General features: G+C 35.8%; 12 protein-coding genes. 2 read left to right on the forward strand and 10 right to left on the reverse strand.

Annotated elements, in window-relative coordinates:
* Positions 1–52 precede the first annotated feature (52 nt).
* Positions 53–1,264 carry a Xaa-Pro peptidase family protein gene (locus J7574_RS09310; RefSeq protein WP_290967346.1) on the forward strand — a complete coding sequence of 404 codons (1,212 nt, stop codon included), beginning with the start codon at positions 53–55 and terminating at the stop codon, positions 1,262–1,264.
* A gap of 396 nt (positions 1,265–1,660) precedes the next feature.
* Here the strand turns inward: J7574_RS09310 and J7574_RS09315 are convergent, their stop codons facing one another.
* The 9 genes from J7574_RS09315 to J7574_RS09355 form a co-directional block, all read right to left on the reverse strand.
* The gene (locus J7574_RS09315) at positions 1,661–5,500 is read right to left on the reverse strand and encodes a M43 family zinc metalloprotease (RefSeq protein ID WP_290967348.1); all 3,840 of its coding nucleotides are present in this window, start codon (positions 5,498–5,500) and stop codon (positions 1,661–1,663) included.
* 264 nt (positions 5,501–5,764) lie between these two features.
* Positions 5,765–7,222: a SusD/RagB family nutrient-binding outer membrane lipoprotein gene (locus J7574_RS09320; RefSeq protein WP_290967350.1), complete on the reverse strand. Its 1,458-nt coding sequence runs from the start codon at positions 7,220–7,222 to the stop codon at positions 5,765–5,767.
* 14 nt (positions 7,223–7,236) lie between these two features.
* Entirely contained in the window at positions 7,237–10,443 is a 3,207-nt protein-coding gene (locus tag J7574_RS09325; RefSeq protein ID WP_290967353.1) for a SusC/RagA family TonB-linked outer membrane protein, read from the reverse strand.
* Between the two features lie 251 nt (positions 10,444–10,694).
* Positions 10,695–12,851: a DPP IV N-terminal domain-containing protein gene (locus J7574_RS09330; RefSeq protein WP_290967355.1), complete on the reverse strand. Its 2,157-nt coding sequence runs from the start codon at positions 12,849–12,851 to the stop codon at positions 10,695–10,697.
* Position 12,852: 1 nt separating this feature from the next.
* The gene (locus tag J7574_RS09335; RefSeq protein ID WP_290967357.1) at positions 12,853–14,151 is read right to left on the reverse strand and encodes an aminopeptidase P family protein; all 1,299 of its coding nucleotides are present in this window, start codon (positions 14,149–14,151) and stop codon (positions 12,853–12,855) included.
* 3 nt (positions 14,152–14,154) lie between these two features.
* Positions 14,155–15,390, reverse strand: coding sequence for an FAD-binding oxidoreductase (locus tag J7574_RS09340; RefSeq protein ID WP_290967359.1), 1,236 nt, complete (start codon positions 15,388–15,390; stop codon positions 14,155–14,157).
* A 192-nt stretch (positions 15,391–15,582) separates the two neighbouring features.
* Positions 15,583–16,593 carry a 4-hydroxyproline epimerase gene (locus J7574_RS09345; protein ID WP_290967361.1) on the reverse strand — a complete coding sequence of 337 codons (1,011 nt, stop codon included), beginning with the start codon at positions 16,591–16,593 and terminating at the stop codon, positions 15,583–15,585.
* A 1-nt stretch (position 16,594) separates the two neighbouring features.
* A complete protein-coding gene (locus tag J7574_RS09350; protein WP_290967363.1) occupies positions 16,595–18,178 on the reverse strand; it encodes an aldehyde dehydrogenase (NADP(+)) in 1,584 nt (527 codons plus the stop codon).
* Between the two features lie 143 nt (positions 18,179–18,321).
* Positions 18,322–19,236 (reverse strand): dihydrodipicolinate synthase family protein, encoded by a 915-nt coding sequence (locus J7574_RS09355; protein WP_290967366.1) that lies wholly within the window; start codon positions 19,234–19,236, stop codon positions 18,322–18,324.
* A gap of 179 nt (positions 19,237–19,415) precedes the next feature.
* On the opposite strand from J7574_RS09355, the gene J7574_RS09360 reads away from it, so the two are divergent.
* On the forward strand, positions 19,416–20,261 hold the full coding sequence (locus tag J7574_RS09360) for an AraC family transcriptional regulator (RefSeq protein ID WP_290967368.1): 846 nt from the start codon (positions 19,416–19,418) through the stop codon (positions 20,259–20,261).
* 248 nt (positions 20,262–20,509) lie between these two features.
* On the opposite strand, the gene J7574_RS09365 is transcribed toward J7574_RS09360, so the two are convergent.
* Positions 20,510–22,714, reverse strand: a complete 2,205-nt coding sequence (locus tag J7574_RS09365; protein WP_290967369.1) for an alpha-galactosidase — start codon at positions 22,712–22,714, stop codon at positions 20,510–20,512.
* Positions 22,715–23,439 lie beyond the last annotated feature (725 nt).

Raw genomic sequence — 23,439 nt, forward strand, 5'->3', positions numbered from 1 at the left:
ATTGAACTTTGATTCATTTCACAACATTTAATAACTACTAAAAAATAAAAAAATGGCAATTGGAGTTGGCGGATCAACTATAGATATCGAATTAGGAAAAATACAAAACATGACACTAGATGTTGTGCCAATTGCTCTATCAGAGTATAAACAACGCATTGAAAAAGCAAGTGACTTAATAAAGGAGCTTAACTGTAAAGCCCTTTATGTGAATGCAGGAACTAATTTGTATTATTTCACAGGAACAAAATGGAATGCTTCTGAACGTATGGTTGGTGCTATTATCTTTGAAGATGAGACTATCGAATATATCGTTCCGAAATTTGAAGAAGGTACTTTTAAAACTTTTATGAAAGTGGAAGGGAATTTAAACTTCTGGGAAGAACATGAAAGTCCGTACGAGTTGTTTGGAAGTATTTTGAAGAATAAAAATATCACAAATGGCGATATTGCACTAGACGAGTCAGCTTCTTTTTTTCTAATTGATGGAATTTTAAAAGCAAACGCAAACTTTAATTTTGTAAATGCACAACCTATAACGGCAGGATGCAGAATGCACAAATCGGCTAATGAAATTGCTATTATTCAAAAAGCAAAAGACATCACAATGACCGTTCAAAAAGCAGCGGCAAGTATTTTATATCCAGGTATTGAAGTAAGCAAGGTTATTGATTTTATAAATCGAGCACATATTAAAGCGGGGATTTCTTCAGGATCTTATTTCTGTACTGTTCTTTTTGGAGAAGATTCGCAATATCCGCATGGTGTAACTGCTCCTCAAAATTTAGTAGAAAATGATGTGGTGCTAATCGATACGGGATGCCGTTTGGAAGGTTATCTATCGGATATCACCAGAACTTACGTTTACGGAACTCCAAGCGAAGAGCACAGAAAAATATGGAATCTTGAAAAAGCAACTCAGAAAGCCGCTTTTGATGCCGCACAAATTGGAGCAACGTGCGGTTCTGTAGATGATGCCGCGCGAAAAGTTTTGGCAGAAGCTGGACTGAGTGGTGATTATGAGATTCCAGGCTTACCTCATCGTGTAGGACATGGCACAGGACTGGACATTCATGAGTATCCATATTTAGTAAGAGGCAATCAAACCATTCTAAAAGAAGGAATGGTAGTTAGCAATGAACCAATGATCTGTATGCCTGGACAATTTGGTATTCGCCATGAAGATCATTTTTATATGACAGCCAAGGGACCAAAATGGTTTACCGAACCAATGCTGAGTATTGATAATCCTTTTGGATTATAGGTTTAAAATAATTTAACAAAAGAGCTGTCTAAAGACAGCTCTTTTGTTTTTGTATAATATATATCGCTACCGATATTAAGCTCCTACGGAGCTTTTGTTTTTCTTGGTAAATTGTTTCTACCCATATAAAGCTCTTACAGAGCTTCTAAATGAAAAGAAAAGTCCCGGAGGGACTAAATATTGGTAGAAAAAAAATGATTTACATGTAAAAAAAGCTCCGTAGGAGCGAAACATTTCGTTCATGATTTTAATTTTGGAAACATAAAAATTCATAAAACGTACCAATGGTTGAAACCATTGGCTACGTCTCAGCATTTTCACAAAATAGATACCATTAGAAGCAATAAAAAAGGCTGTCCTTTATAGACAGCCTTCTCATTTTAACTAAATTAACTATTACTCAACCAATAATTTTTTCTTTTCGATGAATTTCCCATCGGTTGCCACAACAATATAAACTCCTTTGTTTAAATACTTAAGAGAATACACTGTCGTTTTATGCAACGTATCTACCAACATCCCTACACTGTTGTAAATCGATATTTTTACTTTGTTTATATCGATATTTTCAAAGCCAAAATTCACAACATCTGTAGCTGGATTTGGGTACATTGTAAAAGCTTTTACCGCATCAGAAGCTGGTAAACCAGAGCTTCCAGATTGTAAATCAATAGTATGAGAAGCGCTCCAATCACTGAATGCATCTCCATTTTTTGCTTTTACTCTAAATTCGTATACTGTTTGAGTTCCTTGTTTCGGAATCCATAAATAATAGGTTGTCGAAGTTTCTGCGCTTACCCATCCTGACGGTGTATTCAATTGCACTTCATAAGATGCTGCTTCAGTTGATGTGGCCCATGATGCATAAAATCCTGATGAATATACTCCCGCATTTCCAAGATTTGTTGGTGTTGGCAAAGTTGCAGGATTTGGAGGCACAATTGTTCCAGCAGAGACAGTGTAGTCTTCAATTTCACCATCGCCAAGATTTCCGCAAGTTGATGATGGATTGCTATTGTATTTCATTACAACACGCATTCTGGTTGTTCCAGTAAAGACAGCAGGAGTAAAATTCCCTACAACAGCGCCATTTGATGAAATATTATTAATCACTTTTTCAGATTCTTCAAACTGATTGTTTTTATTGTAATCAATCCAAACTCCCCAATATTCAGTATAAGCAGATCCTGTAAAACCAGGTGTCAGAGTAATGCTTGTATTCGCATTCGGATTTAGCGTAATTACTTTTGAAGTATAATCGGCATAGCCATTTGTTTCTTTTCCAGATGTGTTTACAAAACTGCCCACTGCTACAGAACTAATGTATTCGTAACCGTTTGTTCCCTGCGCACTGCACAACGGAGCTATTGGAACTGTCACTGTAGCCACATTTGAATAGGCTGAATAATCTGTTCCAGATTTTGCTCGAACTCTGTATTTATAAGTACTGCCTGCCGTTAAAGCTGTATTGGTGTAAGTAGATGCAGTATTCGCTAAAGTAGCAACCTCTGCATAAACATCATCAGAACCTGCTCTTTCTATTACTACATTTGTTGCATTCGTAGCATTATTGATCCAATTAAGAGTGGCTTCTAAATTTGTAACCGTTGCTGTTAAATTTGTTGGAGCCAATACTGTATTTGGTGTTTGTGTTCCTGCTAAAATCGGTTCGTTGGGTTTGGTATTGTAAGCAAAGTCCAAAACCGTATAACTTACTCCGCCAGCTTCTACTTTTACATGCATCCACCCGTAACAAGTACGTCCTCTACTGGTATATTCGAAACCAATATATCCTGTTTTATTATCCCAAGTTGTATAAGTAGCAGTTCGCAAATCTAGCTGATTTGGATAGGCACCCGGAGTAGCAAAATTACTCGAAGCTCCAATAGAAGTGCCTTGCGCTAAAAAGGAGATGTTTCTGGTTCCAGATTCAGCAACCAGTCTTTTTCCGTATGTTTCCATTTTTAAAGCTGCAGCTGCATATTGCCAAGCACCATATTCTGTATTGTCTCCAATGCCTAAATCAAAATATTGCCAAGTCGATGCCGCATTGGCTGTGTAGTCTGGGTTGTTTACATAAAACACTCCGTAAGGCGCATCAAATTTCAAATTAATAGTTTTTGAAGCCATGTCTAAAGTGCTGATTCCACCTGTAATTGCAGCGTCTTTAAAAGTTATTACAACAGTAGCATTATCGGTTACATTATGAGCGGTAGCTTTTCCTGTAAAAGTAACCACTGTTTTTGTATTGTTTTCAAGGGTTAAAACTGCGGTTAAACCAGCTGGCACTCCTGTAATGGTGTAGTCTGTTCCTACTGTAAAAGTACCACTGCTTTTGGTAAATGTTCCGTTATTGGTTGCCAATGAAATAGCCGTGTTTGCAGTAATGCTTCCGTCATTAATTTCTGATTCATACAAGGTATCTGCAGACAAAACGGTAGCTGTTTTGTCACTCATTCCAGTATAAATTGGCGTATTGGGTTTGGTGTTGTAGGCATACTCTAAAATAGTGTATCCGCCGCCATCAGCATTTACTTTTACTTTAAACCATCCGTAGCACGTACGACCATCAATTAAATAATCAAATCCTACATAACCTGTTTTTCCATCCCAATTCGTGTAACTTGCTGTTCTCAAATCAAGTTGGTTAGGATATGCGCCTGGAGCAGTCATATTGCTTGTTGGACCAACAGCAGTGTTAGAATTCAATAATGAGATGTTTCTAGTACCTGACTCGCAAACCAATCTTTTTGCATAAGTTTCAATTTTTAAAGCATTTGCAGCATAACGCCAACCTCCAAACGCTGGATCATCTCCTTTGGCAATTTCAAAATATTTCCAAGTTAATGCTGATGAAACTGTAACATCTGGCATATCTACAAAAAAGATTCCGTACGGATCTGAAAATTTAAAATTAAAGAATAAAGAACTGCAAGATAAATCTGCCATTCCTCCTGTGAATGCTGCAGGCAAAAAGTTGATACTTCCTGAAGCATTATTACTTACTCCGTGATTTGTTGCTTTTCCTGTTAAAGTAACTGTAATCTGATTGTTTGAATTTACAGTAAGCACAGGAATTATTCCTGCTGGGAAAGTATGCGTAAAATGAGTACCTGCAGTTAAAGTTCCTGAAGATACAGCAAAAGTTTTTCCTCCGTTTAAGTTTATAATTGAAGAAGTATCAAAAGAACCATCATTTACAACGGCTTCTTTAAATGTTACTGCTGAAGCAACCAAACTGCTTCCTATTGCGTTTACGCCAGTATCAATTAAGTTTTGCGGTTGCCAGAGCGATTTTCTTGCAGGATGTTCTAGCGCTGCCAACATTCTATCAATCTGACCTTGAGTATACATTTTGTAACAGCCTTGTGCTCCATTGTATCCCATATAATTTTCAAAGTTCACTTTGTCTCCGCTACAATTTGTTCCTGGCGTGCAACCTAAAGTATGCTTACCATCTTCTGCAGGAGTATCGGCAACCTCATCTGTTCCTGTGCATCCTCCTTCAAAAGTGTGTATCAAATTAAGAAAGTGACCGAACTCATGCGTTAGCGTTGCTGAAAATTCTTTACTATAGGAGTTGTCATATAAATAAGCTCCGTTAAAAACGACACGAGCCGTATTATTGGCCGTCATATCTGAATTTGGATACCATGCTACTCCAGAATTATTTGTAGCACCATCATTGTACAAATCATTCTGAATATAAACATTCATGTATTTTGTATTGTCCCAAGCGTCAGCTGCGATTTGGTCATCGTAGCCACCGCCATTTCCATATCCGTTTTTGGTCGGATGAAATACAACTCCTGTTGTACATCCTCCGTTTGGATCTTTTTTAGCTAATTTAAATTCAATGTTTAAAGTTCCGCGTCGCGACTGAAAAAAGGGTTCTACCGTTTGGTAATCGGCATTACGGCCATTAAAGTCATCGTTAAGCTGTGCCAAGTGGTTTACAATCTTTTCGTAGGTTACCGTTTTTCCTCCTTGTACATCTCCATAAATGTGGAATACTACGGGAATTGTATACGTAACAACTGCCGTTTTTGATGTTTTAGATTTGCGCTGTGCTGCAAAATTTTTACTAAAAACATCAAAGTTCTTTTTCTCTTCAAGTGCATGCGGGTTATTCCGGTACACTTTGGCATTTTCTTCGCTTGTCCGACAAGGTAAAACTTGCGCGCTAACTTTCAATACGCTGAAAATTAAAAAGCAGATTAGTAATTTTAACTTCATTATTAAGGTTTTTTAGTTTGTAAAGATCAAATTTACCTTACATGCCTCTATCTTTCTGATAGTATTTTACTCAGAATTAATACATAATTATCACATTTTTAACCTTAAAAAAACACATAATTAAAAAATTACCTTAATAAACAATAAATACAAAAACCAATTCTATTAATAAAAAACAATCCTTAAGTCTTGCCAAACCTAGGGGTAAAAAAAAACCAGCACTTAAAAGTGCTGGTCTCAAAAACAAATTAAACTAACTCAAAATTAAAATTTGTCCCAAAAAATTCTTGTTGTCATTAAATCTCCTCCTATAGCTGATGAAGCCGCTTCATAATTTGCCGTATTTAGCGTTTTATCAGATGTAGAATAAATATTTCTGACAGGAACTTTTCCTTCAGCTTCTTGCACTGCTGTAACAGGCGCTATAAGTACGGGATAATCTAATCTTCGGTATTCTGTCCAAGCTTCAAAACCACGGTTGTAATAAGCAATCCAAAGCTGGTAGGCTATTTTTTGCTTATCGGTTCCAGCTGCCGTTGCAAAAGCTACGTCAGGTCTGCTTAAATAGGTTTGAATATTAGCGTCAGAAACTCCCCAAAATTTCATGCTCGCCTGAATTCCTTTCGTATAATAAGCCGCCGCATCTCCGCCTACATTAAAACCTCTGCTTGCTGCCTCTGCCAACAAGAAACAGGTTTCTGTATAATCGAATATAACGCCTGGATTTGTTTTTTGTCTTAATCTTAAACCTGTATTGCTATAATCGGCATAATTAACCTGTTGTGCATAAGGAGCACCTTTGTATTGTCCGTTTATTTTTGAATTAGGATTGAAGAAAAAATCACGTCTCGGATCTTCCTTTCCGTTTAATTCATTCACAAAAAAGGCAGCAATATTAATCTGGCTTGAATTTACCAAATCATCGTACAATGGGTTCATATCTGTTATGGAAGAAAAATACTGGAACAATGCCGTATCTGTTTCTTTGCTCATAACTCCCGCATTGAAAGCGCTTTCAACCATTGTTTTTGCTTTTACAGCATCTACATCAGCCAAATGCAATCCCATTTTAAGTTTTACGCTATTGGCTAAAGTTTTCCATTTTGCTACATCTCCATGAAAGATTAAATCGGCATTTCCAAAACTTCCGTTGCTATCGTTTAAAGCCAAAATTGCAGCATCCAAACGATTAGCCAAATCAAAATAGATCGTCTTGGCGTCATCGTATTTAGGAAGCGGGAATTTCTTGATGTCTAAAGCCTCAGAATAAGCCACATTTCCAAACAAATCAACCAAAGTCTGATACGCCATTACAATCTGCACTTCTAAAATGGCAAGCTGATTTTTCTTTATGCCTTCTTCAACAGGTCCTAATGCTTTTACACTTTGTATCTGTTTTTGTGCATTGACCAAATCCTGCAATACATCTCTGTACAGCAATACCGAATGCGAACTTCCTAAGTTTCTTTTTGCCTGATTGTAATTGGCTTCGTCTGTATAAGTAGATGTAGACCAATACTGCGCGTAAGCTCTGAAATTATTTGAATTTACAGAAGCATTCGTTAAGAAATAAGCATAATTTACTTGTGCACTAGTCATTAAAGCGCCAGGCAAAGCGGTTTCATAACCTTTTTCATTTTTATTCATGTTGTCCAGATTGTCACATGAAGCTATTGCACACAAAACAGCGCCTGCAAAAAATATCGTTTTTATAATTCTCATGTCTTTAATTTTTTTTAGAATTGAACTTTCATAGTAAAGCTATACTCCTTTGTTGTTGGCAATACTCCAGTTTGAAAACCTTGTAAGTTACCCGAAGAAGCTCCTGCTTCAGGATCTGCATAAGGCAAGTTTTTATGAATGATCCAAAGATTGCTTCCATTTAAGGCAAAAACCATATTGCTGATAAATGTATTTTCTAAAAATCTTTTTGGTAGTCTATAGCTTAGCCCAATTTCGCGCAGCTTCACATAAGAAGCATCGTAAACGTATTCTTGCTGTGGCATAGAGTTGTAAAAATAATAACCGTCTGTTCCTGTCACACTTGCCACAACATCATTACGCGTACCATCTGCTTTTACACCATCTAGCAATATACCACCGCCTTGAGCAACTGGTTCACGTTGCGGAACTCCATTATGGTTGTTAGAAACGGTACTTTCGTAAATTCCTGTTGCGTGTCCGTATTGCTGATCTAGAGAATACACATCTCCTCCTTTTTTCACATCAATCAAAAAGTTGAAAGCAATGTTTTTGTAAGTCAAAACGTTATTGAAACCGCCAATCCAATCTGGAGCAACATTTCCAATTACAACACCTGGAGTTTGCTGATATCTTCCGTTAGAACGAATTACTCTTTCGCCGTTTAAATAAGTATAACCCGAACCCACCAATTGTCCTACTGGTTTACCTACTTCTGCTACGTAATTAACTCCTTGAAACGAACCTAACGAAATCTGATTTGCTCCTCCTAAAGAAATCACTTCATTTTTATTAGTTGACCAGTTTACCGTAGCTTGCCATGAAAAATTAGCTGTTTTTATAGGAGTCGCATTTACTGTTAACTCATAACCTTGATTCTGTACATTTCCTGCATTGATCCAAGCTCTTGTATAACCTGTTTGGGTAGGCGTTTCGATAGAAAGAATCTGATTGGTCGTATTGGTTTTGTAATAAGAGAAATCAACTCCCAACCTGTTTTTGAAAAACTTAAGCTCAAGTCCTGCTTCCACACCTTTTGTCAACTCACTTTTTAAATCAGAATTGCTTCTGCTGTTTTCTGTAGAAAAACGAATTCCGCCAGGCCCGAAATTGGTGTTTTTAGGATAAAGTGCCGAAGTAACTGCAAATGGCGCATCGTTTCCTGTCTCTGCATAGTTCAAGCGTAATTTTCCGAATGACAACCAGTCTTTTTTAATATGATTGCTAAAGATATAAGTCGCTGTAACCGATGGATACGAATAAGTATTGTTATCTTTTGGCAAAGTAGATGATTGGTCAATTCTATAGGTTCCTTCCAAGAAATAAGTATCATAAAAATTAAAACTTGCCATAGTATAAACGCTATTTGTTCCCAAAGTCTGCTGCATTTCTTCAGGGCTATTAATTCCATCAATAGAGTTAGTTAGAGCATAAATTCCTGGCACCACCAATCCGCCGTTTGTTACGGCATAAATAGAATTATTTACAGAACGTCTTGTATTACCTCCTAACATACCCGTAAAATTAATTCCTGTGGTAATAGCGGTTTTAAAATTCATTACTAAATCTAAGTTGATTTCGCGGAAGTTTTTATCATATCTAGAATATTGTCCAAGACCGTTTGGTGTTCTTTTTGAACCTACAGCAATACGTTCCTCCTGTAACTGATGATAGAAATCGACAGCACCTCTACCCATAATATCGAACCAGTTTGTGATGTCGGTTTTTAAGATTACATTTCCAAAGAATCGATCTCTTTTTAATGAGTTGTAGTTGTTGTAACGCTGAAAGTATGGATTGTCATGAAACTGAACACTTAAATTATCAGGCGAACCAACGTTCCATGTGGTGTTTTTGCCCGTTAGTTCATAAGCATCTTTAAGATCCTGAAAATCGGCATTTGTAGTATACCATTGTCTAACACTGCTTAAATAGTTGTTTCCGCCATCACCATATCCAGTTTCATTCATTCCAACTGCATCTGAGGTTAGATAATTGGCCGTTGTTGAAATTCTTGTTTTTGGCGTAATCTTGTAACTCCCAGAAAAATTAAAATTATCTTTTCTATTATTACTATTTGGCAAAATTCCTTGCTGCTGGTTGTAATTGGTATAACCAAATCTAAAATCTCCTTGTTCATTTCCTGCCGAAAAAGCAATACTATTGATATAAGTAAGACTGTTTTGATAAAAACTGTTGGGATTGTTTCTTACAGCCTTATATGGAGTTGCTTTTCCATAAGTTGGCAATTCTGGATAGAAGGAATTCCAGTTGTAAACCAGTAATGAAGGATCAAATTTTGGTCCCCAAGCCGCATCGTCTGTTGCTACATACGGATGAACTCCGCTGCCTAAATCAACTGTTCCGTAAAAATCTCCATAACCCCCACCGTATTGATTTTGATATTCTGGCAATGTTTTTTCATCTACTACTCCAACATTAATTCCTGAACTAAAATTAAATCCTAGTCCGCCTTTCGATTTGCTTCCTTTTTTAAGCGTTACAATAATAACTCCGTTTGACGCTCTTGAACCGTACAATGCTGTAGCCGCAGCTCCTTTTAAAACGTTCATAGTTTCGATATCATCAGGATTAATGTCGGAAGCAGCATTTCCGTAATCGTAACCTCCTACGTTTCCTCCCGATTTTTGATCTGCTGAATTGGTATTGTCATTGTTTAATACAATCCCATCAACAACCCATAATGCCTGATTATTTCCTGTTAATGAAGTAGTACCGCGAATAACCACATTGGTAGAACCTCCAATATTATTATTTCTTCTGATTTCGACACCTGCAATTTTTCCAGAAATATTATTAGAAACGTTTCCTGTATTGATTTTAGTAAGCTGATCGCCGCTTATTTCTTGAGTAGCATAACCAAGCGATTTTTTCTCTCTCTTAAGACCTAATGCTGTAACTACAATTTCTTGCAGTTGCGTAGATCCTGCCGTCATTTTTATATTGATGCTTTTATCGCGTGCTTGAACTTCTTTAGTCTGCATTCCAATAAAACTAAATACCAGTACTGCATTAGCGTCGGCTTTTATTGAATACTTTCCGTCAAAATCAGTTTGAGAACCTGTTTGAGTTCCTTTCACCAAAATACCAACACCAGGCAAAGGCACTCCATTCTCATCTGAAACAATTCCTGATACTACCCGTTCTTGAGCAAATGTCAGTTTGGTCAGCAGCACAAAAAAGAGCACTGCTATTTTTCTAAAATTAATCTTTAATTTCATAAAATGGTTTTATAATTAGTGAAGCAAATATTTTGCTTTTCACATGAATTTTATGATAATATATTATCGAAAAACCTGATTATATTACCCTGTAATTGTCAAATTCGTAATTTCATAAATACTATCTTTCCTTTTATAAAAACACTTTAAAAACAAACACTTAACGTATATCCAAAAAGAACGGAATCAAAAAAAAAAGGAGAATTTCAACTTAATGAAACTCTCCTTTCTTTTTTATAATGTACCAATTTCTATTTTGCTCCTGGAGGACAATTTTTCTCGATATATCGTACAAATGTATCCATCAAATGCTGTGAGGTTCCTTCTCCTTCATCAATACTATGCGAACGGTTTGGATAAATCATTAAATCGAACATTTTATCGTATCTAACCAATTCGTTAATTAAGACTTCTGCATTTTTATAATGCACATTATCGTCTCCCGTACCATGAATATATAATAAGTTTCCTTTCAAGTTTTTAGCATGCGTTACAGGAGAAGCCTTAATATAAGTAGCTTCATTTTCGTCTGGCAACCCCATGTAGCGCTCGGTGTAGATATTATCATAAAAATGCTGATCTGTCACGGCTGCAATTGCAATTCCGGTTTTGTAAATATCTGGAAATTGGAACATTAAATTTAAAGTCACTGCACCTCCGCCGCTCCAGCCATGAATTGCTACACGATCGGCATCAATAAAATTCCATTTTAAAACTTCTTTGGCCGCCATTGCCTGATCGTGCGTATTGATAATTCCGATGTTTTTATAAATCGATTTTCTCCATTGTGTTCCTTTCATCGCTGGAGTTCCTCTATTATCCATTGCAATTCCGATATATCCTTTTGGGATTAAAGCAGCAATAAAATCATCAAAGTAAGGTCTGTCATTGGCAACTGTTGCCATTGGCTCACCATACACATAAAAGAAAACTGGATATTTTTTTGAAGGATCAAAATCTAACGGTTTAGCCATGATTCCGTCAATATCAATACCATCAACTGTTTTGACTTTAAATTTTTCTAACGAATAATCTCTATGAGGCGCGGCAAAAACATCTGCCTCCTTTGGATAAATCTTTTGGTGTCCAGACAAAGCAATTAATCTCTGATTGTAATCTCTTGAAATACTTGCGTTAGTATGCTGTGCATAAGCTGCATCTGTAGAGAAAATATATCGGTTTGAACCGTCAAAAATATCTGGAGTGACTCTTTTTGTTTTTTTCGAACTTAAATTGGTCTCGTACAAATAACGCTGTGTAGCATCTGTTGGACTGGCAATAAAATAAATTGTTTTTGTTTTCTCGTTATACGCTTTATAATACGCATCAAAATTAGTTTTGGTTACCAATTCCTTTGATTTTCCATCCAAACTTATTTTATAAATGTGCATCCATCCGTCGGCATCAGAGCTCCATAAAAAGGATTTTCCATTATCTACAAACTGACAAGGAAAAATATCATATTGTCCCGAAGAAATATCAAAAACATCGATCCAAGAATTCGATTCTTCTTTGTAAATAACCCTAGCCGATCCCGATTTTGCATTACAATCGTACATCGTAACTTGGTTCTGTTTTCGGTTTAACTGAATCACCATAATAGACTCATTGTTAAGCCATTTCATTCTAACCAAATAATTATTATCAGGCTCTCCTGGAATGTTTAACCAATTGGTTTGCAAAGAATCAATATTGATAATTCCGATTTTAACCGAGGAAGGTTTTTCTCCTGCTTTTGGATATTCTACAGGAATAATTGTTGGATACAATGAATCGGTATTATTGATCATATAATGAAATTTGGTAGACGTTGCATCTACTCTCCAAAAAGCAATGCTTTTTCCGTCTGGACTCCATCTAAATCCGTCGCGTGCAGCAAGCTCTTCTTCGTAAACCCAGTCAAAAGTTCCGTTGATGATTTTATCTGTACCGTCTGTTGTTATTGGAGTTATTTTACCTGTACTTATGTTTTCTACATAAATATTGTGATTTGAAACATAAGCAACATTTTCGTTATCGCTTGAAAATTTAGCAAACATCAGTGAAGATGCGTCTAAGTTTTTACCCAACTGTTTTCCTCTTCCTGTAGCCAAATCAAAAAACCAATAATCGCCTTTGGTATTGTCTCTCCACACTTTTTTAGAATTGGTGTAAACCAAAACTTTTGTTTTTGAGTCATTCCAAACCAAATTCTCGATTTCTCCTTTAAATCCAGCTGCAGCTAATTGTGCATTAGATAAAATCGTGTTTTGCTTATCTAGTTTATCCACATCATAAACCGACACATTATTATCTTTACTTACCCAAAATGAATGAGAATTAGGCAACCAATTTAGATTGTTAATATCGATTTTCTGTGCAAAAACAGAAGTGCATATCAACAGAAGAAACAACAAATACTTTTTCATCTTATTTTTTATTTTTAATTAAATTTTCAATTTCTTCGATTTCAATAGGCATGGCTTCACTCAAATTAATGTTTCCGTTTTCCGTTATCAGATAATCATTTTCTAAACGACAGCCAATTCCTTCTTCTCTAATATAAATTCCAGGTTCGCAAGTAAGCACCATTCCTTTTTCAAAAGGTCTCGAATATAAACCAACATCATGAACATCCAAACCTAAATGATGGGCAGTTCCATGCATGAAATATTTCTTGTATGCGGGTTTTTCTGGATCTTGCGTTTTAATTTCGTCTTCAGTAATCAAACCTAATTTAACCAGCTCGGTTTCAATTAATTTTGCCATTTGAAGTTCGTAATCTTTAGACAAGACTCCTGGTTTCAATAATTTCGAACCTTCTTTCAGGCAATGCAAAACCGATTCGTAAACTTGTTTTTGCCTCGGACTAAAAGTTCCGTTAACGGGAATGCATCTCGTAGTATCCGAATTATAATTGCCATAACAGCTTCCGAAATCAATCAGAACCATTTCGTTCTCTTCGCAGATATCATCATTGGTGTTATAATGCAGCGAACAGGCATTTACGCCAGATGCCACAATTGATTTAAATGCCTGTCTTGTTCCTCCGTTTTTTACGGTAGCATACAACAACTCAGCTTCTAATTCGTATTCTTTTATATTTGGACGAATTGCCTCTAAAATCCTATGAAAACCTTCAACGCTAAGTGCCGTAGCTTTTTTAATTAAATCAATTTCTTCATTAGATTTAATAGGCCGCAATTCGCGAGTTATTTTTGCAGCACGCTCGTATTGATGCAATGGGTATTTTTCTTTACACCATTTAATCATTCGGTCCTGTCTGGTTTCCATTTCAAAAGTAACCCGTTTGATGTGCTCGTTATGGCCTAAGTAAATAGTATCGGCTTCAAAAGCAAAAAGCTGTAAAGTCTTTTCAAATTCATGAAGCCATTTAATATTCTGGATTCCGGAAATAGCTGTTGCTTGTTCTTTGGTTAAAAAATTACCGTCCCAAAGCAGCGTATGCTCATTGGCTTCTTTTACAAAAAGTATGGTCTTGTTTTCTTCTTTAAATGCCTCTGGAAAAAGCACCAGAATCGTTTCATCCTGATCGATTCCAGACAGATAAAACAAATCGTTGTTTTGTGCAAAGCCCATAACATCATCTGCGTTATTTGGCATTACGTCATTTGAAGTTAGAATAGCCAAACTATTCGGCTTCATCTTTTGGGTAAATCTTTTTCGGTTTTCTACAAACAAAGAAACCGGAATCGCATTATATCTCATATTTTATATTTGAAATCTGTCTGTAGCTACAGAAGTTGGTTTGCCAGAAATAATCTCGGTTACGATTTTTCCTGTTGCCGGCGCCAGACTTAATCCCATCATGGCGTGTCCAGTTGCTAAGATCAAATTTACGATTTTTTTGTCTCGCGCAATAATTGGCATTCCACTTGGAGTACAAGGCCTGAACCCAAACCAAGTATCTTCAGTTTTCGGCATTTCGACTTTCATATCAGGATAAAAATCATTAATGCTGTTTATAATTCCCTGAAGTCGGTTTGCATTTATTTTATTGTCTTTAGTGTGGGTTATTTCCATCGTTCCTCCAAATCTAATATCATTAGACATTGGAGTTACAGCTACTTTTCCTTCACATAAAATAGACGGAATACTAGGTTTTTGTTCTTTATCATTTAAAGTAAAACTATAACCTTTTCCTGGCAAGATAGAAATCGAGATATTTAATTTTTTCGCCAAAAAAGGACTCCAAGATCCTGATGCCAAAACCACTTCGTCAGTTCTAAAAAGCCCTTTATCGGTTACTATTTTTTCTATTTTATTTCCTTCTAAAACAAAATCTCTAACGCTAGTTTGCGAATAGATTTCGACTTTTAAACGATTTAATTCTTCTTTGATAAAAGCCATAAATTTTTGCGGATACAAATGCGCATCACTTTTATAATGGACTCCGCCAATTACATTTGTATTGGTTCCTTTCTCTAAAAGAGCAACTTCAGATTTTGACAAATAATCTACTTCAAGACCAAGACGTTCTGCTTCTTTGCCTTCGTGATGCATTTCATCTGCTACTTTATCACTCTTATAAAGCATCAAAAGTCCTTTTTCTTCATAAAAAAAGGAATTATTTTCTTTGGCAAAATCCTGATACAGCTCTTTACTTAACAAAGAAAGATCTCGCAAAGCAGGCATCGCTTTTTCGACATGACGCAAATTGGCATGTTTATAAAACTGCATTCCCCAGCTTAATAAATCTTTACTTAAACGCGGTTTTACATAAAACGGACTTCGGCTATCAAACATCCATTTTATGCCTTGTGCAATCATGCCAGGCTGTGCCAACGGAATAATATGCGAAGGCACAATCATACCTGCGTTTCCGTACGAACAGCCATTCTTCATGTCAGATTCGTCAAATACGCTTACTTCGTAACCTTCTTTTGCAAGATAATATGCAGAACATAAGCCAATAATTCCGCCGCCAATTACAGCTACTTTTTTCATAAATTTTAATTCGTTAAAAGTTCTTTGAGACTATTAATTATATTGTAAACCTTAGAAAAACAATTGTATCCTCTCTATTGAAAATTTTTAAAATCCCTTAGTCTTAACTAAGGGATATCAAAAAACAATAACTCAACAATTGGTGTAATTTATTTTCTGTTCCTAAGATTCATTATACTATAATTTGATTTTTTAAATTACCTGAAATCCGAAAGCATACGGATCATCGCTTTCATCAATTATAATAGTATTGTATCCGTAAACTTTTGCCCAGCCTTGTATGCTTGGCACAATAGCAGGAATGTCTCCAATAGAAGTTTCTTCTACCACTTTTCCAATAAATTTGCTTCCAATATAACTTTCGTGAATAAACTCTTCCCCTTTTTTCAATTTTCCTTTAGCATGCAATTGCGCCATTCTTGCCGATGTTCCTGTTCCGCATGGCGAACGGTCGATCGCTTTGTCGCCATAAAAAACAGCATTTCTGCCAGAAGACGTTGGATCTATAGGTGATCCTGTCCATAACATATGCGACACATCTCGAATCGTATCATTTTGCGGATGAATGAAATAGTCTGGATATTTTTCATTAATTTTTTTGCGTACTTCCTGACTGTACTGAATAATCTTGCTTGCTGTAAAATCCTGAACGCCAGAAAAATTCTTTTGCGGATCTACAATAGCGTAGTAATTTCCTCCGTAAGCCACATCAAAAACAATCTCACCCAATTCTTCACAATCAACGGTAAGACCTTCAGCAGCCAAATATGATTTTACGTTGGTCAGACGTACCCAATCTACTTTTTTGCCTGTTTGCTGGTATTCGATATGCACTAAACCTGCTGGAGCTTCCATTTTGATGATTCCTGGAGTTTTTGGTGTGACCAAGCCTTCTTCTACAGCAATTGTAATTGTGCCAATTGTTCCGTGTCCGCACATTGGCAAACAGCCAGAAGTTTCGATAAACAATATCCCAACATCATTGGCAGGGTCATGAGGCGGATATAAAATACTGCCGCTCATCATATCATGTCCTCTTGGTTCAAACATTAACCCTTTACGAATCCAGTCATATTCTTTTAAGAAATGCTGCCGTTTTTCACTCATTGAATTACCTTGCAGATTTGGTCCGCCACCAGCAACAACCCGAACTGGATTCCCGCATGTGTGAGCGTCTACGCAAAAAAAAGTTTTCTTTACCATTTTATATTTGAGATAGTGTTAGTTTATTATTTACTGTACGCACAATTTGCAACGGATTCTCATTCTGCAATTCAGCTGGCAGCAATTCATTTGGCCAATTCTGATAACTTAACGGTCTCACCCATCTGTAAACTGCATGTATGCCAACGGCAGTATAACGTGAATCTGACGACGCAGGATAAGGTCCGCCGTGAAGCATTGAAGCGCAAACTTCTACTCCTGTAGGCACACCATTAAAAATCAGGCGTCCCACACGATTTTGCAGAGCCGAAATAATCTCTTTATGAGTTTCTATTTCGTTGTCTTCGCTTATAATTGTTCCTGTCAACTGTCCTTCTAATTCAGAAATGACTTCTATTAATTCGGCTTCATTTTCACATTCTATCAAAATAGAAAACGGACCAAAAACTTCATTGTGCAATATTTTATTCTCTAAAAATTCCTTACCATCTACCTTCAAAACTGTTGGAGTGCCGTGATTAGGCGTTGCTTCTCCTTTAAACTGTGCAATTCTCGAAACTCCGTTCTGCTCTTCTATCTTAGCAATTCCGCTGTTAAAATCAGCATATATAGACGGATGCAGCATACATCCCGGCTGAATCTTTTCTATAGCTTCATTAAGATTTTCTTCAAACTCATTTAGTTCGTCACCTCTTAAAGCTAATAATAAACCTGGATTAGTACAAAATTGTCCTGCTCCTAAAGTGATAGAATTTGCATAAGCTGTCGCCCATTTCTCGCTGTTCTTTTTCAAAGCATTTGGCAAAAGAACCACAGGATTTATGCTTCCCATTTCGGCAAATACTGGAATTGGCTCTGGACGCTGTGCGGCCAAATCGCATAATGCACGGCCACCTTTAATGCTTCCTGTAAAACCTACTCCTTTTACCAATGGGTGTTTAACTAAACTTGTTCCCAATGTTCTTCCGTCTCCTATAAGATTAGAAAAAACACCTTCGGGCATATTGGTCTTCTGTGCTGCTTTTATAATAGCCGAAGCTACCATCTCACCTGTTCCGATATGCATAGAATGGCTTTTTACAATAACCGGACAACCCGAAGCCAAAGCTGAAGCTGTATCTCCTCCGCTTGTAGAGAATGCAAAAGGAAAGTTACTAGACCCGAAAACCACAATTGGTCCAAGAGGAACTAACATTTTGCGTAAGTCTTCTTTTGGTGCAGGCTGTCTGTCAATTATTGCAGTATCTATAGTTGCCTGAACCCAGCTTCCTTCTGTAAGCATTTCGGCGAAAGCTTTTAGCTGGCCAATCATACGACCACGTTCTCCTTCTGCTCTGCCTCTTGGAAAACCAGATTCTGTACAATATTGCTCTAAAAGATTGTCTCCTAAAGCTAAAATTTCGTCTGCAATCGCATTTAAGAAATTTGCTTTTTCAAGACCTGATTTTTTTTTATAACTCGCAAATGCCTGATTGGCCAAAGTAACCGCTTCCTCAATTTCGTCCTGAGTTGCCTCTGTAAAAACCCACGGATTTTCTTTGTTCAATGACGGATTAAACGTTTTTAAGGTTTTTGAACCGCTTGCTTTAAGCTGACTTCCTATATAATTTTTTCCTGTAATCATGTTTTTATCTTATAAATGAATGTTTTGAGTCGCAGTTTTCGGTCGCAACCTTAGTAGAAATCGCCCCTAAAGATTCTAACTGAGACTGGTGCTAGGACCGAGAAGAGGCTGCGACTAAAAAAGCCAATCTTGCCAATATGCTGTTATAAATTTTTATAGTCTGGCAAAGTTGGTCTTGTGCGTAATCCTTCAGCAATAATCGCTAGGACTTTTTCTCTTTCAGCTCCTTGCAATGGCAATCTCGGAGCACGAACATTTTCGGTACCGATTCCTGTTGCTACTTCTGCCAATTTGATATTTTGTACTAAGAATGAGTTAATATCCAATTCTAATAAAGGCAAAAACCATCTGTAGATTTTTAAAGCCTCTTCTATTCTTCCGGCTTTAGCCAATTTATAAATAGCTACTGTTTCTTGAGGAAAAGCACAAACCAATCCAGAAACCCAACCATCAGACCCCATCAATAAGCTTTCTAAAGCTAAAGTGTCTACTCCTGATAATATTTTTAAACGATCTCCAAAACGGTTAATCATTCTAGTAACATTAGAGATATCTCTTGTGGATTCTTTTACGGCTTGGATGTTATCGTATTTCAATAGTTCTTCGAACATGTCTAAAGTAACTTCAATTTTATAATCAACAGGGTTGTTATAAACCATAATAGGAAGCGAAGTATTCTTTGCCACTTCGGCATAAAAAGTTACGGTCTCAAAATCCGATGCTTTGTAGCGCATTGGAGGAAGCATCATTAATCCTTTTGCTCCATCTTCTTCGGCTTTATTTGCTGCCAAAATGGCTGCTTTTGTAGTTTGCTCTGCAATATTCATAATTACAGGCACTTTATTATCTGTAAGCGAAACGGTATGTTTCACTAATTCTCTTTTTTCTTCTTCCAAAAGTGTGCTGGCTTCACCCAAAGTGCCGCCTAAAATAATACCTGATACTCCAGCATCTAATTGTGCCTTCATATTAACTTCAAACATGTTGAAGTCTAATTTATCATCTGCAGTAAATTTTGTAGTTACCGCCGGCATCACGCCATTCCATTGAATACTCATAATTTTAATTTTTTATATAAGCCAAAATTATCCAGAAACAACAGAGCGGAGTCTTCAAAAATTACCACAAAATGATATTATATTACCCTATATAAAGACAAAACTTAAAAAACAGAACATTATAGCATCATTTTTTTAATCAAATACAATATATTTGGTAGTAACTAACTAACCACTATATGAAAGTTTTTCCATTTAAAATTCCAAAATCTGGAGAAGATCCCCTTATTTATCAAGAAGATATAGAAGTATCCTTTTATGATAAACTGCATCAGCATGAAGAAATTCAAATTAGTTTTATCGAAAAAGGTGAAGGTGCTGTTTTTGCTGGTGATACTATTTCGCAATATCATCAAGGAGATATATTGGTAATTGGAAGTAATTTGCCTCATGTTTTTAGAAGTGATGTTCAGGAAAATGTAGTTTCTGTAATGCGTACTTTATTTTTTACTTTCAATTCTTTCGGAAGAGATTTTTTCGAATTGCCTACTTTTCGAAACATCCATCCTATTCTAGAAAACAGCAAGAACGGGTTCATTATTCATAACGCACCGAAAAAAGTAGTCAAGTATTTTAAGAAATTAAAAAAAGCCGACAGTTATACGCGTTTTATATTGTTCCTTGATATTTTAAAATGGCTTTCGACATCTGAATATACACCGCTTTCTAATTATTTGTATCAAAAGAAAATAACGGACAATGAAGGAAAAAGAATGCAGATTGTATTTGAATATGTTATGACGAATTTCCATAAAAACATTACACTCGACGAAATTGCTTCGATTGCGAGTATGACCAAAAACGCTTTTTGCCGGTATTTTAAAGTCCGTACTAATAAGTCTTTTTTTCAATTTCTTATTGAAGTTCGTATTGAGAGAGCTGCAAAGTTATTGTCGAATAATGAGGAATTATCAGTTCTTGAAATTGCAGAATTATGTGGTTTTAATAATATTTCTAACTTCAATAGAAAGTTTAAGGAACTGAAACAGCTTTCTCCTTTGCAGTATCGAAAGCTTAATTTGTAAATACATTATGCATAAATATTTCACGCAGATTTTAAATGATTAAAGCAGATCAAAAAAAATCTGCTAAATCTGCGAGAGAAAAATTGCTCGCAAAGTCGCAGAGCCGCAAAGTTTTTTTTCGCAGATTGTTAAGATAAAAAATCTGTATAAATCTGCTTCAATCATTTTCAATCTGCGTGAAAAAAAACGGCTGTTTAATCTCATCTTAACGAGATCAAACAGCTGATTTACTTTATAATAAATCTTCTTTAATTCCCTGACACTTCTGTAATTTCAAGCACGACACTTGATTCTACTTTTGACGAAGAAACTCTTAAACCCACATTCATTAGAAAATCACCTTTAAAAGATTCGCCAGATTCTTCTAGCGTTTTCTTGGCATCTGGCATTAAATTGATTTCTTCTACTTTGTACATTTTATTGGCATCTAAACCTTGAAAACGAACCAAATTATATTGCGGATCGTAAAGCGGATGAAGCGTATAAGAAAATAAAACTGCTTTACTTTTCGATTCGTTAATATACATCAAAACAGCACGACTGTCTTCATAAGGAGAAATAATTCTATACAAGTCTCCATGCCAAATTATCGGACTTAATCTTTTATAATTGGCAACTGCATCCTGAGTATATTTTAATTCTTTTTCTTTCAGCTCTTTTACATTAATATCAAAACCTAATTTACCCATCATGGCAACGTCTGTTTTGAATTTGATTGATTGATTTCCCCAAGAGGTTACGTGATTGCAAATCGAAAAAGCTGGGAAAAACTGCGAATATCCCCACTGAATAAAAACTCTGTTGTACGGATCGGTATTGTCGCTTGCCCAAAACTCTGTAAAATATTTTAAGAATGCATAATCGGTTCTTCCGCCGCCGCCCGCGCAAAGCATCATAGGCAGGTTTGGATATTTTGTTTTAATTCGCTCCAAAACTTTATATAAACCTCTCGTATATTCTATGAACAGATGCGACTGCTGATTTTTTAAATAAGTCGAATATGCATTGGTCATCATTCGGTTGCAATCCCATTTAAAGAAAGCTACTCCGCCATTGGTCTGCATGATATCATCAACAGTTTTGAATACAAAATCCTGCACTTTCGGATTGGACAAATCTAAAACCAATTGTGTTCTATAATAACTTTCTTCTCTATTTGGCAATTTCAAAATCCAGTCCGGATGCTTCTCGTACAGTTCACTTTTGGGGTTTACCATTTCTGGTTCAATCCAAATTCCGAATTTAATTCCCGTTTTTTCTGCTTGCTGGATCAAGAAACCTAAACCGTTTGGCAGTTTCGTTTTTGTCGGTTGCCAATCTCCTAAACCCGATTTATCGCCACTTCTTGGATATTTGTTTCCAAACCAGCCGTCATCCAATAAAAACATATCAACGCCCAAAGTTTTAGCGTCTTCAAACATTTCAGTTAATTTCTTTTCGTCAAAATTAAAAAAAGTGGTTTCCCAATTGTTCAGTAAAGTTAAACGTGGTTTGTCTCCATCTTTTACGCCGTAGTTTTTTGCCCAAGAATGCAAATTTCTACTCGCCTGACCTTTTCCTTTATTCGAAAAAGTATAAATAAAAGAAGGTGTCGTAAATACTTCTCCAGGCTGAAGGCTATATTCTGAAGCAAACGGATTGATTCCAGAACTAATTCGAAGCGAGTTTTTATTGTCTAATTCAAAAGTGAACTTAAAATTTCCTGACCAAGCAATGGTTCCTGCAACAAGTTCGCCTGTATTTTCTTTCGCCTTATCATTCAATGCTAAGAAAAAAACGGGCGTTTGATACATATTGGTTCTTACTCCCAATTTAGAATCGATTACTTTAGCACCGCTAGTGAGTTCGCTTTCCTGCATTCGAACTTCTTTTGCCCAATCTCCATGAAACTGAGTCAGCCAATAACGGTCTGCATCAAAATGCAACATCGACGATGCATAGTTGTATAACATTACAGGTTTCTTTTCATGGTGTTCAATTTCGGTCCATTGTTCTATTACATTTTCTTTATAAAAAGCTTTATAATGCAATGTCACTTGCACAGGATAAACTGGATCCTTCATCTTTATAATCGTCTCAGTTGTATTTGAGTCTATTTTATTGGTTTGATGGCTTACATAAACTAGTTGTAAAGCAGGATTTCCATCATTGTGTGTTATTCGTATGGCAGATTCAAACAAATTATCGGTTCCGTAAGTTGGATAAGCCAGATGTCTTAAATTGACCAACGGATTCCCATCATTAATTACAAATGATTTGTCGCTTTCTTTTGAAATGGTCTGGTATGACGAAGCTTCTAATTTTGCTCCTAAATAAGACTGATATAACAATCCATTTTTTGCCACTTTTAAAATTAAAGCCGTGTTGTGGGTTTCAATTGCGATAGGATCATTCTGTGCATTAGCCTCCCAAAAGAAAATGGTGAGAATTAATAAAGTAACTACTTTTTTCATAAAAATTTAATTAATATAAATAATGGTTTCTTTTGGAGCTTTAAAAAGAATACAATACAATCGTATAAGATTGGAATGCAATTCATTTAAAAACTCCGAACATCACATTTATCAATTAAACCGCGAGAAAAAATTCATTTGATTCTACCAATATAGAAACAGCTATTGTATACAATTTCATAAGGAGAATGGCTTTGGCTCTAATACACCATTATATTATGAAGAAATGAAATTCAAAAGTAGAAAATATAATTGAATGTCTATTTCTTCCTACCGTTTTATTTTTTAAAGATGAAATTTAGCGGACTCTTAAAAATGGGCTTTTGATAAATTTTCAACCACTTTTTATCGATTCTGATATTTTATTACCTAAAAAACGTTTTTAATCGTAAAATAAGAAGAAATATATGCAAGCTTACTCTTACATATTAGCCTAAATTACCGACTGGTATGGTTAAAAAAAGAATAGTAGTAAAAAAATCGAAAATTATTACGCAAAAAAAATTCTGATACTATATTATCCACTTTTAAAAATCAAAATAATAATTTTTAGCATTTCAACTTCTAATTCATTTTCAAAAAAATTAATCCTAAAAATAAGCTAGACCAAAATCGAAAATAAAAACTAAGAAAAAATTTACTTATTTATTAAAACTAGTGCATTTTGTGTTTTATGCATATATTACCCACTTTATTTTTTATATTATCTTAAAGAAGTCTTGTTT

Source organism: Flavobacterium sp. (assembly GCF_017744675.1).
Lineage (GTDB): Bacteria > Bacteroidota > Bacteroidia > Flavobacteriales > Flavobacteriaceae > Flavobacterium.

What these genes read in the sequence shown, in the direction of transcription:
- J7574_RS09310 (WP_290967346.1), top strand. Translation starts at nt 53, where the DNA reads ATGGCAATTGGAGTTGGCGGATCAACTATAGATATCGAATTAGGAAAA.
- J7574_RS09345 (WP_290967361.1), bottom strand. Translation starts at nt 16,593, where the DNA reads ATGGTAAAGAAAACTTTTTTTTGCGTAGACGCTCACACATGCGGGAAT.
- J7574_RS09350 (WP_290967363.1), bottom strand. Translation starts at nt 18,178, where the DNA reads ATGATTACAGGAAAAAATTATATAGGAAGTCAGCTTAAAGCAAGCGGT.
- J7574_RS09320 (WP_290967350.1), bottom strand. Translation starts at nt 7,222, where the DNA reads ATGAGAATTATAAAAACGATATTTTTTGCAGGCGCTGTTTTGTGTGCA.
- J7574_RS09325 (WP_290967353.1), bottom strand. Translation starts at nt 10,443, where the DNA reads ATGAAATTAAAGATTAATTTTAGAAAAATAGCAGTGCTCTTTTTTGTG.
- J7574_RS09360 (WP_290967368.1), top strand. Translation starts at nt 19,416, where the DNA reads ATGAAAGTTTTTCCATTTAAAATTCCAAAATCTGGAGAAGATCCCCTT.
- J7574_RS09365 (WP_290967369.1), bottom strand. Translation starts at nt 22,714, where the DNA reads ATGAAAAAAGTAGTTACTTTATTAATTCTCACCATTTTCTTTTGGGAG.
- J7574_RS09340 (WP_290967359.1), bottom strand. Translation starts at nt 15,390, where the DNA reads ATGAAAAAAGTAGCTGTAATTGGCGGCGGAATTATTGGCTTATGTTCT.
- J7574_RS09355 (WP_290967366.1), bottom strand. Translation starts at nt 19,236, where the DNA reads ATGAGTATTCAATGGAATGGCGTGATGCCGGCGGTAACTACAAAATTT.
- J7574_RS09315 (WP_290967348.1), bottom strand. Translation starts at nt 5,500, where the DNA reads ATGAAGTTAAAATTACTAATCTGCTTTTTAATTTTCAGCGTATTGAAA.
- J7574_RS09335 (WP_290967357.1), bottom strand. Translation starts at nt 14,151, where the DNA reads ATGAGATATAATGCGATTCCGGTTTCTTTGTTTGTAGAAAACCGAAAA.
- J7574_RS09330 (WP_290967355.1), bottom strand. Translation starts at nt 12,851, where the DNA reads ATGAAAAAGTATTTGTTGTTTCTTCTGTTGATATGCACTTCTGTTTTT.